This window comes from Halanaerobium hydrogeniformans (assembly GCF_000166415.1).
GTDB lineage: Bacteria > Bacillota > Halanaerobiia > Halanaerobiales > Halanaerobiaceae > Halanaerobium > Halanaerobium hydrogeniformans.
Genome location: NC_014654.1, coordinates 284,956 through 299,275 on the forward strand (window position 1 = coordinate 284,956; position 14,320 = coordinate 299,275).

Consider the following 14,320-nt stretch of genomic DNA (forward strand, 5'->3'; position numbering starts at 1 on the left):
AAACAGAAGATATTTTTTTAATCATAATAGTGAATAATTTCACAATTATTTCTATAAGGAGGAGATAATGATGACAAAAAGATCTTCTATAACAAGAGCTTTTTCTTCACCTGGCAAGTACATTCAGGGTCCTGGAGAACTGGATAGGCTTACAGAGCATACAGAAAAATTTGGTGAAAATGTTTTTGCCCTAATTGATCCTTACTTTTATGAATCCATGTCAAAAAAACTTGAAAAACAGTACAACAATTCGGATTCATTTATCGAAACAGAAGAATTTGGGGGAGAAATATCTGAAGCTGAAATTGAAAGACTGACAGAACTTGCTAGAAAAAAAGATTTTGATGTTGTCCTTGGAATCGGTGGTGGCAAAACATTAGATACAATTAAAGTTGTTGGAAACAATATAGATGCTAAAATTGTTATAATTCCTACAGCTGCTTCAACTGATGCTCCTACCAGTGCTCTTTCCGTAATATATACAGAAGAAGGAGTTCACAGTCATGAAATATTCTTTGAGAGCAACCCTGATTTAGTATTATTAGATACCGAAATTGTTGCTAAAGCTCCGGTGAAATTATTAATAGCTGGAATTGGTGATGCTTTAGCTACTTATTTTGAAGCTAGAGCAAACGAAGAAGCAAACTCAAACAATTTAGTTGGAGATGGTTACAAAAGAACTTTAACTGCTCAAGCAATTGCTGAATTAGCTTACAATACTTTACTGGAAGAAGGGGTTAAAGCTAAATTGGCCGCTGAAGCTGGTGTATGTACTGAAGCTTTAGAGAATGTTATTGAAGCTAATACTTTGCTTAGTGGATTAGGATTTGAAAGTACAGGTGTAGCTGGAGCTCATGCAATTCATGATGCCTTTACAATTCTAGATGACTGTCATGATTTGTATCATGGAGAAAAAGTTGCATTTGGTACTATCTGTCAGCTAGTTTTAGAAAATAGATCTAAATCAGAAATTAAAAAAGTAATTGAATTTTGTCAGGAAATAGGTTTGCCAACTACCCTAAAAGATATGGGTATTACAGAAGATGTAAAAACAAAAATAAAAGCTGTTTCTGAAGAAGTAATCAATTCACCTCTAATAGATTCTGAACCTTTTGAGGTAAGCACCGAACAGGTATTAGGAGCAATTTTAACCGCTGATGCTTTAGGAAAACATTTTAAGGATCAAAAATAAGTTTGGCTTTCACTTGAAAAGTCAGATAGATAATTTAGTTAAAAAAGGAGGCATCACGGGGGCAATGAAACCAAGCAAAATTATGATTGTTATATTAGGAGTTATTTTTGTTCTAGCATTTAATATTGCAGTTGCTTCTGAAAAAGACATTACAATTACAGAATCAGTTATAGCAGTTCCAAAAAATAATGCAACTTCCGAAGGTGAATCTTCACCAAATTTAACAGTCTGGATCATTAACCCTTAATAAATAGCAGAGACCTCCCGCTTTTTACGGGAGGTTTCTGCATTAAATTTTATAATTTTTCTGCAGGACAAACTGAAATGCAGTTGATAGCCTACGGTGATTAAAATAATAAACGCCAGCATTATTAATGCTGACGCATAGGGGAGCTTATATTAAACTGTCATTCCACCATCAATTACATGTTTTGCTTCAGTTGTGAACCTCTCCACCTAAATCAAAACCAAGATTTGCATCAAAAGAGATGCTAGCTTCGCGTCGGATGGAGCTTCTAACTGCTTCATATAGATTAAAGTTCAACCTATATTACTAGGTCAGTTTACAAGATGTTTGGCTTTTAAGTTTTGCTCCTAATAGTTTAGGATACCCTTAATCTTGAAGGATTGTCCACAAATCCATTATCTCTCGCCTCTTTGATAGGTCTGAGAATACATTTATCGTTATGGTATTTACGAAGTATATTAAAACTACCATTCTGATCAGCATTAATTAATAGGCCCTCGTTAGTTTTAAAGAGACCTCTAGCAATTCTTCTGGATTTATCATAGTTACTTTTATTTATTTTTTCCAGATCTACTGAACTACACCCAGAAGTATAGCTTTCATCAATTTCAACAACTTTGATACCTTTTAGTTTAGCTTTGTATTCAATTAATTTTTTTAATCTCTGGATTGGTATTTGGACAAAAGATTTAAGTTTGCTGCATTGTTTAATATTTTTTATATCTCCAATTACAATAGTTTCTACTTGATTTTCAATTGCTAAATCAACTATTTTGCAACTAGCTTTATGGAGATAATCTCTAATATAATTTCTTCTCTTTAATCTCAGATATTTTATTCGTTTAGTATCTCTAATTTTACTGGTAGCTAACTGCCTCATTCTAATGCTTTGTAGTCTGGCAATTTCTTTATTAAAATAAGAATTTTTGGATTTAATAGTTTTACCATTGATAATATAACAATCAGAATTGTTTTTAAATGTTAAAGTAGCCAAATTATCAAGGCCTAAATCAACTGCCATTATGTTAGGGTTATTATTTTCTTTTATTTCCTCGGTTTTATAGATGATTAGTAGATACCATCTTTTAGAAATACGGTCCTGCTTTATCTTTATCTGCTGGACAGCATCTAAATCTATAATGCTTTGAACTGCTTTCAGGCAGCTCAAATTAAGAGCTTTTCACATTATATTTAGATTGTATCTTTTTAGATAAGGATAAGAGTAATTTGTTATCTCTAATTCTAACAGCTAAATTGGTAAAAATTATTTCACAGGGATTGCTGTTCATATGTTTAAAATTAGGTGGTCCTGGCTGACCCTTATATTTTTGAGGATTCTTTTTATAATCTTTGAGAGAATTAAAAAAACTTTTCCAGTCCTGAGCTAACTGCTTTAATGCCTGCTGTCTGTTATGGGAGTGAAGGTAGTCATTATGCCAGTTATTTTTATATCTAGTTTCTAATTCAGTATAGACAACTTTTACATCTTTATTATTTTTAATCTGATAATTGACTATATTATATAATTTAGAGCAATGCCAGGCTAATTCATTAATTATTACTAATTGCTTATGGCTTAATTTAGGCTTGAATTTAAATGATAATCGCATTGATTTTTCACCTCCATCCTACTATAATTATATCATACATATGTTTGCTTGTAAAAGAAAAAATGGAGGAGAAAAAGATCATGTGCATATCCTCTTTGAAACTCCATCTCAGGTACAATTATCTAAGTTAGTTAATATATTAAAAACTGTATCTTCAAGACTTATCAAAAAGCAATATGAACACCATCTGAAAAAATATTATTGGAAACCTGCTTTTTGGTCTAGAAGCTACTGCATTTTGTCTACTGGTGGTGCTACTATTGAGACAATTAAAAAGTATATTGAAAATCAGAATAAATAGCCAATTCATCTCCACCCAATGCATAGCTTGGATGGGGTTTTCTTGGCAGTTTTAGATAAAGCAAGATCTGCCATTTCTTCATTCTTGCCATAACGTCCTAGTGGGATAGATTTTTCAAATTGTTCTTTAGCACCTTTAGTTAACATTTTTTTCAAGTTTATGAAGTTAAATATAATACTATCAATTTTTGAATGCTTGAGTGGCATATTCTGATATAGTAATAGAGAATTTAAATCTAAATATATATTCATTTTTTGCAGGTTATTTTTCGCCTTTATATAATCCTATAAATATAAGTATTATTTAAAAGGGGAGATTAGCATGAAAATTACGGTTGATAATATTGCTCAAATGATTGATCAGAGTAAACTTGATCCCTATGTGACAGAAAAAGAGATCATAGAATTTTGCAAGGAGGTAAACGAATATGATTTTATCGCTGCATTTGTGCTGCCAGCAAACCTGCCCATAGCAAAAAAAGAACTTAAAAATAGTTCAGTAAAACTGGGGACAGGGATAGGCTTTCCTTTTGGGACTACGACCACTAAATCTAAACTACAGGAATGTGAAGAAGCACTTGGGTTAGGAGTGGATGAACTGGATACCGTAATAAACATTGGTGCTTTGAAATCTGGAAAGTATGAATATGTATATAATGAACTAAAGCAAATGGTAGAGCTAATAGCACCAAAACCCTTAAAGGTAATTTTGGAAGTATCTTATCTTACTCCCGAGGAAATCAAAGAAGGTACCAGAATCGGCTGTAAAGCCGGTGTAGAATATGTTAAAACCGGTACTGGCTATGGGGGAAGAGATACAAACCTCTTTGATATTAATTTAATTGCTGAAGCTATTGATGAAGATACTAAGATCAAAGCAGCAGGTGGTATAAGGGATATCTATACATTAATTGAAATGTATAAACTAGGTGTGCGTCGTTTTGGTGTAAGCAGAGGACCGAAAATTGTAGAGCAATTCAAAAAATATTTTCCTGATGGGATTGAAATCTAGTCAAACAACCATAATAAAAGGAGGATACAAATGTCAAAAAAAATTATCGCCTGGGACTTAGGAACTGGTGGAAACAAAACCTCACTTTATGATATTGACGGTAATTGTTTGGAGGAAACCTATCAATCTTATGAGACAAGCTATCCACATCATGGCTGGCATGAACAAAAGCCTAATGATTGGTGGCAGGCTGTAGTTAAAAGTACAAAAAGGTTATTAGATAAAGAAAATGTTGATAAAGATGAAATTGTAGCCTGTGGTATTTCAGGTCATAGCTTAGGGGTAGTTCCTGTGAACAAAGAAGGAGAATTGTTAAGAGAAAACACACCTATTTGGTCAGATGGACGGGCTGTTAAACAGGCTGATAAATTTTTTGAAAGATATGATGAAAGCAAATGGTACAATATCACCGGAAATGGTTTTAGTCCACAGTTATATTCCGTTTTTAAAATTATGTGGTATAGAGATAATGAACCTGAAATGTATAAAAAAATAGACAAAATAATCGGAACAAAAGATTATATAAATTATAAATTAACAGGGAAGATCGTGACAGATCAATCTTATGCATCTGGCTCAGGAGTATACAACTTAAAAGAAGGAACATATGAGAATGAGTTAATAGAAGCCAGTAATTTACCACCTTCTATATTCCCTGAAATTGTTCCTTCAACAGAAGTAATTGGAACAATCAAAAAAGAAGTTGCTGAAGAAATCGGGCTTAATGAAACAACAAAAGTTGTTGCTGGTGGAGTTGATAATTCCTGTATGGCTTTAGGTGCTCTAGCTTATAAAGAAGGACGAATCTATAACTCATTGGGTTCTTCTTCCTGGATAGCGGTTTCTTCAAGTGAGCCCTTATTGGAAGCTAATTCCAGACCATATGTTTTTGCTCATGTTGTTCCCGGTATGTTTGCCTCCGCATTAGCTATTGCGTCTGCTGGAACTAGTTTTGAATGGGTAAAAAATAATATGGCAAAAGATCTTATAAATAGAGCCGAAAAAGAAAATATAAATGTATATGATTTAATAGATGAAGAGGCATCAACTTCACCTGTTGGAGCGAATAAACTACTTTTTAACCCCAGTTTAGGTGGTGGCATGCCGATGGACAAAAGTCCTAATATAAGAGGTGCTTTTATAGGTCTTGACTTAAAACATACTCGGGCAGATATTTTAAGGTCTTCTATGGAAGGTATTTCCCTGGGTTTAAGACTTTGTCTGAACAAATTAAGAGGAATGACAGATATCCATGATGAAATCCTATTAGTTGGTGGGGGCAGTAAAAGTCCACTCTGGCGGCAAATATATGCTGATGTATATGAGATGAAAATTATCAAATCAAATATTGACCAGCAGGCAGCTGCTTTAGGAGCAGCAGCAGTAGCTGCAGTTGGAACTGGACTCTGGAAAAACTTCGATAAAATTGATGAAGTTCACGATATTTCAGAAGAAGTTCCCCCTATTTTAGAAAATGTGAAAAAATATAATAAACTTTTAAGCATTTACAAAAAAGCAGCAGTCTATCAATCTGAATTGGGAGATATGTTAATACCATTAGAACTTTAAGTTTTCTCTATTAAAATATTTTAGCTAGCTTTCTCTGTTGTAGTGTTGTTTTAGTTCACTTGACAGCATTTAATGCACCATTTATAATAAATATAAATAATATTGGAATAATTGCAAAAAATAAAAATATTAACACAAATTAGAAAGGGGTATTTTCATGAGAGAAAAACAATTATTAAGTCTGAAGATACTTATTACTTTGCTGACTGTTGTTATTATTTTTAGTGGGGGAATGAATGAGGCTTCTGCTAATGCAAATAGGATGAGTATAAGTGGGGAGATATCGCTTTATGAAGGAACAGCTGATTTAAGCGAAGCTACAGTTCAATTAACAAAAGATGGAGCTGAAGTAGGAGAACCAGTTCATCCTTCAGCAGATGGAAGTTACAATATTCCTTCAGTAGAACCTGGTGAAGACTATAATATTACAGTAAGTTTGGATGGATACTATGATGAAACCACTCTACAATTTGAAGTTGTGAATCAAAATGTGACAGGTAAGGATATTATTTTGCAAAGAAGAGAACCAATTATTGTAACTCCTACTCCTACTACTATATCAAAAGGTGATTCTGGAGTAAGTTTAGTAGTTGAATTATCAGAAATATCTGGTCTGGAAAACACATATGAAGATGAAGAAGTGGTGACTGATTTATCTAACTGGGAAATAGATACAAACGATACAGGCTTAACTGTAAATAGAATAATTAGAAATAGCGATACCAAGGTTACAATTGATTTTATTGGCACCGCTTCAAAAGCTAGAGCAATTAAAATACAAGCTAAACCAGAGGTAATAAATAACGCCCAGGGGCTTGCAAGCAACGATATTAATTTAAGTGTTGTTGAGGATGAATATATAACTTCATCTAATCCGGATTTACAAACATATTATACAAAAAATGTTGATGTTGATGGAGAACTTAATGGTATAGTAGTTATAGTTCACGGGTTAGCTGAACATCTTGGCAGATATAATTATACAACTGAAAAATTGAATCAAGCAGGATATGGAGTTTATAGGCTTGATAACAAGGGGCATGGGAAAACAGAAAAAACGGTAATTAATGGACGAGCTGTAGATGGTTATGTGGAAGATTTTAATGAGTATTTAGATGATCCAAATATAATTGTGAATATGATCAAAGAAGATTATCCTGACCAAAAAATCTTTATGTTGGGTCACAGCATGGGGGGAAGAATAGTTGCTTCCTATGGAATGAAATATCCAGATCAATTAGATGGACAACTTTTTACAGGAGCTGCAGTAAAATACCAGGATCAGTTTGTAGAATATCGTGATAGTGAAGAGCAGTCTCCTTTCGAGGGTGAAAAAGCCACCGAAATGATTCCTAATGAGTTAGCGGATACAATTTGTAGAGATGCTGCCATTAGAGCTCAATATAGTGCTGACCCTCTTAATCTAAATCAATTTGCAAACAAGTTGTTGCATGAATATAGAGTTGAACTGGGAGGTTATTTGAGTGATCATATCGAGGAATATGAATATCCTGCTTTGATTTTACATGGGGCGGATGATAGGATTGTACCTAAAGAATTCTCTGAGTGGTTCTATGAAGGAATTGCTTCTAATGACAAGGAAATAAAAATGTATCCAGATGCTTATCATGAAATACTGAATGAAAGAAAAGAGAAATATGAAGTATTTGAAGATATGATTGATTGGATGGACGAAAGATTGTAAGCTTATAGCTTATTTGATGGTTAAATGTTCGAATGACAATTCTAATATATAATAAGATGAGCTCAGGTCTTCCTGGGCTTATTTTTTTTTGAATTATTAAAGTGTTTCAGTGAATATTTAGCCGAAAGATGTTATTTTTTACTTGTTTTAAAATTATTTTTATTCTATAATATTTATATATTATAAATAAATAGGAGTGATTTTTTCAAGATGTTAGAAATTTTTATTATACTTATTGCAGGTTTTGGAGCTGGAGTGGTAACCGGATTAGTGGGCGCTTCGGCAGTAGTTATTGTAACACCCTTTTTAGTGACCTTTTTAGGCTATGATCCCTACTCAGCTATTGGAATTAGTCTTGCTACTGATGTAGTTGCTTCTTCAGTTTCTGCTTATACATATAAGTCTCATGGTAATATAAATATCAAGGGAGGACTTTTAATAGCTATCAGTGCGGTAACAGCTGCGATTATTGGCAGCTGGTTCTCGGGTGGTATGAATTCCACTACTTTAGGTGGTATGACCGGGGTGATAATTTTGCTGACAGGGATTTCGTTTACCAGAAAGCCTATCAATCAGCGAGTAGAAGAATTCAAGAATAAATTTGATTTAAATTTTTTTAGAGAAAGAACAAGATTTTCTTCCATTTTATTTGGAACATTAATTGGTTTAATGACAGGTGTTTTTGGTGCCGGTGGTGGAGTAATGATCTTAATAGTTTTAACCTTTGTTTTAGATTATAAAACTCATATTGCAATTGGAACTTCTGTTTTAATTATGGCCTTTACCGCCTTTTTTGGTTCAGCAAGTCATTTTATAGTTGAACAGCATTTTCCCTATCTTGAATTAATTTTAAGTGGTTCCGCTGCTTTTTTGGGTGCTTTAACCGCAGCAGCTTTTGCCAATGGAGCCTCCGAAAAGAAATTGTCTAAAGCTATAGGTACTGCTTTTATTTTTCTGGGTCTGGTAGTTATTTTAAATTAAAGATTTCCTGATCAGCATAATAATTAATCAGATCTCCTCATTTTGAGGAGCTTTTTTTTGACAAATTTGATTAAGTAAAGTATAATTTAATTTAGCATATACTTAATTAAATTGGGGTGAGAAAATGAATAAAAATCAGGAGAATACAGTATTGAGAATTATTAGTTATGCATTCAACCATCAGAAAAAACTATTCATTACTGCAGCAGCAGTTATTATTTCGACTTTGCTGGGTTTAGTACCTCCACTTTTTATCAGACAGGGGATAGATGAATACATAGCTCAGGGAGAATTAACTAAACTTTTTATTGCTGCAGCACTGATGGTTTTTGTGATCTTAATTAAAGGAATTTTTGATTTCATCAAAAGTTATTTTGCAGAATACATAGCTCAAAATATTATTCATGATCTCAGGGTCGAATTATATCAGCACTTAAACAGTCTTTCTTTTTCTTTTTTTGATAGTTCTGAAACAGGTGATCTGATGTCCAGGCTGACAGCAGATGCAGATACTTTAAGGAAGTTTATAAACCGGGGCAGTACATTTATTACCGCCAATCTTTTGACTATAGCAGCCATTTTTTTTATCAGTTATTCCTGGGATTACAGGCTTGGTTTAATTTATCTCTTAATGCTGCCTTTAATGATTTTAGGAATAACCGTTTATGCCAGAAGGGTAAGACCGATGTTTAAAATAGTACGCAAAAGTTTTGGCAGACTGACCGGTATGATCAGAGAAAGTTTTATCGGGATCGAGGTAATCAAACTTTTTGGTAGAGAAGATTATGAATTTGAAAAATTTAAAAAGGAAAATCAAAAATATCTTAATATCAATCTTGAAGCAGCAAAGGTTTCTGCTTTCTGGATGCCCTATGTTAATTTCTTTATGGGGCTTGGTACAGCAGCAGTAATCTGGTATGGAGGTAGGCTGGTAATTACCGATCAGATATCTCTGGGTATTTTAGCAGCTTTTATCAGCTATATTTCTATGCTCTTGCGTCCGGTTAGACAGACCGGGATGTTAATAAGTTTTGGCAGTCAGGCTTCAGCGGCAGCAGAAAGAATATTCGAGGTTTTAGATCGTGAATCTGATGTTAAAGAAGCTGAAAAACCACTGGAATTAGATAAGATTAATGGTGAGGTAGAATATAAAGATCTGAGCTTTTCCTACCAAAAGGGAAAAGAAGTCTTAAAAAATATTAATTTGAAGGTTAAAGCCAAGGAGACGATCGCTGTAGTTGGTCCTACAGGAGCCGGGAAAACAACCCTGCTCCATCTTTTACCTCGGTTTTATGATCCAGATCAGGGGCAATTATTAATCGATGGTCATGATATCAGAGAGCTTAAGCTTGACTCACTGAGGCGGGAGATCGGAATAGTGATGCAGAAGAGCTTCTTATTTGCTGCTTCAATCAGAGAAAATATTTCTTATGGTAGACCTGAAGCCAGTTTTGATGAGATCAAAAAGGCTGCTCAGGTGGCCCAGATTGATGATTTTATAGAGTCACTGCCTTTAGGATATGAAACTCCGGTTGGAGAAAGAGGTGTCAGCCTCTCCGGTGGTCAGAAGCAGCGGCTTGCTATTGCCCGGGTATTATTGACTAAGCCTTCACTGTTGATTTTGGATGAGCCAACTTCCAGCATCGATGCTGCTACAGAAGAAAAACTTAATCAAGCCCTAGATAAGGTTTTAGAAGACAGAACAAGCTTTATCATCGCCCACAGGCTCTGGACGGTAAGAATGGCAGATAAGATTATTGTAATTAAAGATGGGGAAATAATAGAGTCAGGTAGTTATCAGGAGCTGAAGTCTCAGGATTCCTACTTTAATAAATTAGAAAGCAGCTTAAGAAGTGATTCAGCTAATGAGGACAATAATGATTTGAAAAATATTGAAAAAAGCCAAAAAAGTGGACAAGGAAAAGAAGGTAAGGGAGGTGGTTTAAAATGAGAGGTGGATTTGGGAGAAGAATGACTTCTGAAGGTGAAAAAGAATTTTCGCTGCAGGAATTGGATAAACAAACGATTAAATTCTTTTTTTCCTATTTAAAAGCATATAAGCTAAAAATTATCTTTGCAGTACTGGCAATGCTGATGGTTAGTCTGGCCTCTCTAGCCGCTCCTTATTTATCAAAAGTAGCAGTAGATGACTATATCGCACAGGGAGATTTGGGAGGTTTAAATTTAATTGCGCTTTTGATCGTTTTATCTTATCTTGTCTACTGGCTTTTTTCCTATCATCAGACATATTTAGCGAGTTATATCGGTCAGCATGTTATAGCTGAGATCAGAGAAGATCTCTATCAGCATCTTCAGGATCTTTCGATGCGTTTTTACACAAAAGAAAGTACAGGTAATGTCATGTCTACTGTAACCCATGATGTAAATGAACTGACTGACCTTTTATCTACAGGCTTTATTCATCTGCTCAATGACTTCTTTACGATCAGTGGGATTGTAATCGTGATGCTTTATTTAGATTACAGGCTGGCTCTACTTAGCTTTATAGTTATTCCCTTTGTACTATTTTCTGTTAGATTTCTCGGGAAGAGAATGCGCAGCGCTTATAGTGATGTCAGACAGAAACTGGCAGAGTTGAATGCCGATGTAGAAGAAAATTTATCCGGGATCAGGTTGATCCAGGCACTAAATAGGGAAGCTAAAAATGAAGGTGATTTTAAAAATTTAAGCTGGAAAAATTTCAAGGCCAATCTGGCAGCAGCATCCTATTTTGCCCTGCTTTTTCCTTTGATGGAATTGGCAAAGGTTTTAGGGGAGGCTATCGTTCTTGCAGCAGGTGGGGCAGCAGTGATCAGCGGCAGAATATCTTTAGGTATTATAATTGCCTTTATGGCTTATGTGCGGAGATTTTTTGCTCCTTTAGCTGATTTAAGCCAGGTCTATAATACATATCAGTCGGCTGGGGCAGCTCTCGATCGAATTAACGGTTATCTTAAAGTCGATGATAAATTACAGAAAGCAGAGCAGGGAGAATTCGCAACAGCAGCTGGAGAAAAAATTAAAGCTGAATTTAAACCTGAGATTAAATTCAAAGCTATTAGTTTTGCCTATGAAAAGCAGAAGGTAATCGATAATTTAAATCTCGAAATAAAAGCTGGGGAAGTTTTTGCTCTGGTAGGTGAAACAGGGGCCGGCAAATCCACCCTGGCCAAGTTATTAGCCCGCCTTTATGATGTTGATCAAGGTGAACTACTGCTTTCTGGAATCAATATCAAAGATATTCCACTTGCCGTTCTTCGCAAAAAAATTGCGGTTGTTCCGCAGAACGTATTCTTATTTGATACTACGATTTTAGAAAATATTCGTTATGCTGCTCCAGAAGCAACCCAAGCAGAGGTGGAGGCAATTTGCAGGAAAATAAATGCCGATCATTTTATTCAAAAGATGCCTGAAGGGTATCAGACAGAGGTTGGTGAAAATGGTGTTAAACTATCAGGTGGCCAGAAACAGCTGCTTTCTTTTGCCAGAGCAATGCTGGTTGACCCGGAAATATTGATTTTAGATGAAGCCACTTCAAGTGTTGATCTTTACACAGAAAAGCTGATCCAGGAGGCTATGGATGAACTTCTGGCAGGAAGAACGGTTTTAATAATTGCCCATCGTTTTGCAACCCTAAAGAAGGCAAAAAGAATCGGGGTTCTTAAAGCAGGGAAACTGCTTGCTGTGGGAGAACATGAAAACCTTGTGAAAGAAAATGAGATATATATAGAGCTGGTAGATAAGCAGTTGCTCAAAAATGGTCAGTAGAATATGACAATCTGCTTGGAGTAAATAACATATGAAACTAGGAAAGAGGTGTTAATTTTGGCGAAAATAATTGAGCTACTTAAAGCTTTAGGAGATAAGAGACGGCTGGAAATCATAGAATTGCTTTTGCAGAAAAGGTTCTGTGTCAGGGCCCTGGCAAAAAGATTGGATATATCGGAATCAGCAGTCTCTCAGCAGCTAAAAATTTTAAGAGAAACTGGTCTTGTCCTTGGTGAAAAAAAGGGTTATTTTGTTCATTATACTGTCCAAAAAGAGCGTTTAAAAGAAGCAGCTCAGTATTTATATGAACTGAGCCAAAAAAACAGTAGATAAAGAGAATTAATATATAAATTATCTTTGATATACTAATGAGTTTGACTAACTCAAATTCTTTTACTCAACAAAGATTAGCTAGATATTTCCAAACGAATTTATTGTACAATAATCACTATTAAGTAAATAATCTTAATAATATTTGAATTGTATAATTAAATGCACGCGGTGATTAGATAAAAAAATAGACACATACCTGTACCTTTTGTATAATGTTAATAGCGACAAAAACATTAGGAGGTACAGAATATGTGTCAAAGTAATTGTAACACAAAACGAAGCAAAGGAAAACACCTGAATTTTGATGATCGCAAATTAATTAAACATTTATATAATGTCCAAGAAAAAAATTATACTGAAATAGGCGAAGAATTAAACTGCCATAGAACAACAATCAGTCGAGAAATAAAAAAAGGTGAGGTAGAACTTGATAATGGTGATGGAACAACCAGAAAAGAATATGTACCAGAGATAGCACAGAAAGTATATGAATTTAATAATTCGAATAAAGGCCCTGATTTAAAAATCGATAAAAATAAAGAGTTAGCAGAATTTATAGAAGAAAAAATCAAGGAATTAAGATCTCCTGCAGCAGTGGCAAAAGACATTGAAGAATCAGATAAATTTGAAATTCAATTACACTGGAAAACAATCTATAATTACATAGATAAAGGTGTTTTGAATATAGACAGAAGCGATCTCCCACATGGTAATTATAAAACTGGGAAAGACAGACCAAAAGAAAGTGAAAGCACTACGAGGCGTAAGGAAGGTCGTACAATTAGAGATAGGCCTGAAGGAGCTGATACCAGGGAGGAATTTGGGCATTGGGAGATGGACTTAGTAGAAGGGTTAAAACAAAAAGATGAACCTGCCTTACTAGTGCTGACAGAAAGACAAACTAGGCAGGAAATCATAGAAAAAATACCAAACAAAAAAGCAAAGTCAGTGGTAAAAGGACTTGATCGTATAGAAAGACGATTTGGGGTTGTTAATTTTAGGGAAACATTTAAATCGATTACTACAGACAACGGTTCAGAATTTGCAGATTATGAAGGTATAGAACAATCATATACAGGTAGCAGTATACCTAGAACTAGTTTGTATTATTGTGATGCATACTGTAGCTGGCAAAGGGGATCAAATGAAGTAGCTAATAAGTTTATCAGAAGATTTTTACCTAAAGGCACAAGTTTTAAAGGTATTAAGAGAAAACTGATAAAAAAGATTCAGGATTTTATAAATACTTATCCTAGAAAAATGTTTAACTATGAAAACTCAGATAAATTATTTAAAGAGAAATTAAGCTTTAGTGTCTAGAAGTAATGAAGGTACAGGTGATTTTAAGAAAGATTAAAAAAGCGTGCATTGCATGTTGCAATTCACCTAATCTTAATAATAATAATTATTTTTTGCAATCTGATTATTTTTTATGTATAATTAACTAATAATAAAATAAAAAAATAAAAGGCAATTCAATCGAAAGGTTGTTACGCAAAAGTCTGAATCTACGGGGGTACCCTATGATTGTCAGCTTGCCTCAGGCTATAAACTGTCAAAGTGATTTCACTTTGGCTTTTTTGATGTCTATATAATTTTTTAA

The 14,320-nt window shown here is 34.3% G+C and carries 11 protein-coding genes, 1 pseudogene and 1 riboswitch; of the genes and pseudogenes, 11 read left to right on the forward strand and 1 reads right to left on the reverse strand.

Annotated elements, in window-relative coordinates; all coding sequences use genetic code 11:
* The first annotated feature begins 67 nt into the window (after positions 1-67).
* Positions 68-1,192 (forward strand): glycerol dehydrogenase, encoded by a 1,125-nt coding sequence (locus HALSA_RS01245; protein ID WP_013404829.1) that lies wholly within the window; start codon positions 68-70, stop codon positions 1,190-1,192.
* Positions 1,193-1,256: 64 nt separating this feature from the next.
* A complete protein-coding gene (locus HALSA_RS01250) occupies positions 1,257-1,439 on the forward strand; it encodes a hypothetical protein (protein WP_013404830.1) in 183 nt (60 codons plus the stop codon).
* Between the two features lie 355 nt (positions 1,440-1,794).
* On the opposite strand, the pseudogene HALSA_RS01255 reads toward HALSA_RS01250, so the two are convergent.
* Positions 1,795-3,049: pseudogene (locus tag HALSA_RS01255) on the reverse strand (RNA-guided endonuclease InsQ/TnpB family protein).
* Between the two features lie 40 nt (positions 3,050-3,089).
* On the opposite strand from HALSA_RS01255, the gene tnpA reads away from it, so the two are divergent.
* From tnpA to HALSA_RS01305, 9 genes are all read left to right on the forward strand, one after another.
* Positions 3,090-3,350 carry an IS200/IS605 family transposase gene (gene tnpA, locus HALSA_RS13290; protein ID WP_041595879.1) on the forward strand — a complete coding sequence of 87 codons (261 nt, stop codon included), beginning with the start codon at positions 3,090-3,092 and terminating at the stop codon, positions 3,348-3,350.
* A gap of 321 nt (positions 3,351-3,671) precedes the next feature.
* On the forward strand, positions 3,672-4,361 hold the full coding sequence (gene deoC, locus HALSA_RS01270; RefSeq protein WP_013404831.1) for a deoxyribose-phosphate aldolase: 690 nt from the start codon (positions 3,672-3,674) through the stop codon (positions 4,359-4,361).
* 30 nt (positions 4,362-4,391) lie between these two features.
* Positions 4,392-5,930, forward strand: a complete 1,539-nt coding sequence (locus HALSA_RS01275) for a xylulokinase (RefSeq protein WP_013404832.1) — start codon at positions 4,392-4,394, stop codon at positions 5,928-5,930.
* A gap of 157 nt (positions 5,931-6,087) precedes the next feature.
* Positions 6,088-7,635 carry an alpha/beta fold hydrolase gene (locus HALSA_RS12300; protein WP_013404833.1) on the forward strand — a complete coding sequence of 516 codons (1,548 nt, stop codon included), beginning with the start codon at positions 6,088-6,090 and terminating at the stop codon, positions 7,633-7,635.
* Between the two features lie 210 nt (positions 7,636-7,845).
* Complete coding sequence (locus tag HALSA_RS01285) at positions 7,846-8,616, forward strand: sulfite exporter TauE/SafE family protein (protein ID WP_013404834.1); 771 nt, start codon at positions 7,846-7,848, stop codon at positions 8,614-8,616.
* A gap of 124 nt (positions 8,617-8,740) precedes the next feature.
* Positions 8,741-10,567, forward strand: a complete 1,827-nt coding sequence (locus tag HALSA_RS01290) for an ABC transporter ATP-binding protein (protein ID WP_041595746.1) — start codon at positions 8,741-8,743, stop codon at positions 10,565-10,567.
* Positions 10,564-12,384, forward strand: coding sequence for an ABC transporter ATP-binding protein (locus HALSA_RS01295; RefSeq protein ID WP_013404836.1), 1,821 nt, complete (start codon positions 10,564-10,566; stop codon positions 12,382-12,384). Before HALSA_RS01290 ends, HALSA_RS01295 begins: the two co-directional genes overlap by 4 nt.
* A 48-nt stretch (positions 12,385-12,432) precedes the next feature.
* Positions 12,433-12,717: an ArsR/SmtB family transcription factor gene (locus HALSA_RS01300; protein ID WP_420795042.1), complete on the forward strand. Its 285-nt coding sequence runs from the start codon at positions 12,433-12,435 to the stop codon at positions 12,715-12,717.
* Between the two features lie 249 nt (positions 12,718-12,966).
* Positions 12,967-14,037: an IS30 family transposase gene (locus HALSA_RS01305; protein ID WP_013404838.1), complete on the forward strand. Its 1,071-nt coding sequence runs from the start codon at positions 12,967-12,969 to the stop codon at positions 14,035-14,037.
* A 139-nt stretch (positions 14,038-14,176) separates the two neighbouring features.
* Positions 14,177-14,260: riboswitch (cyclic di-GMP riboswitch) on the forward strand.
* Positions 14,261-14,320: the final 60 nt, after the last annotated feature.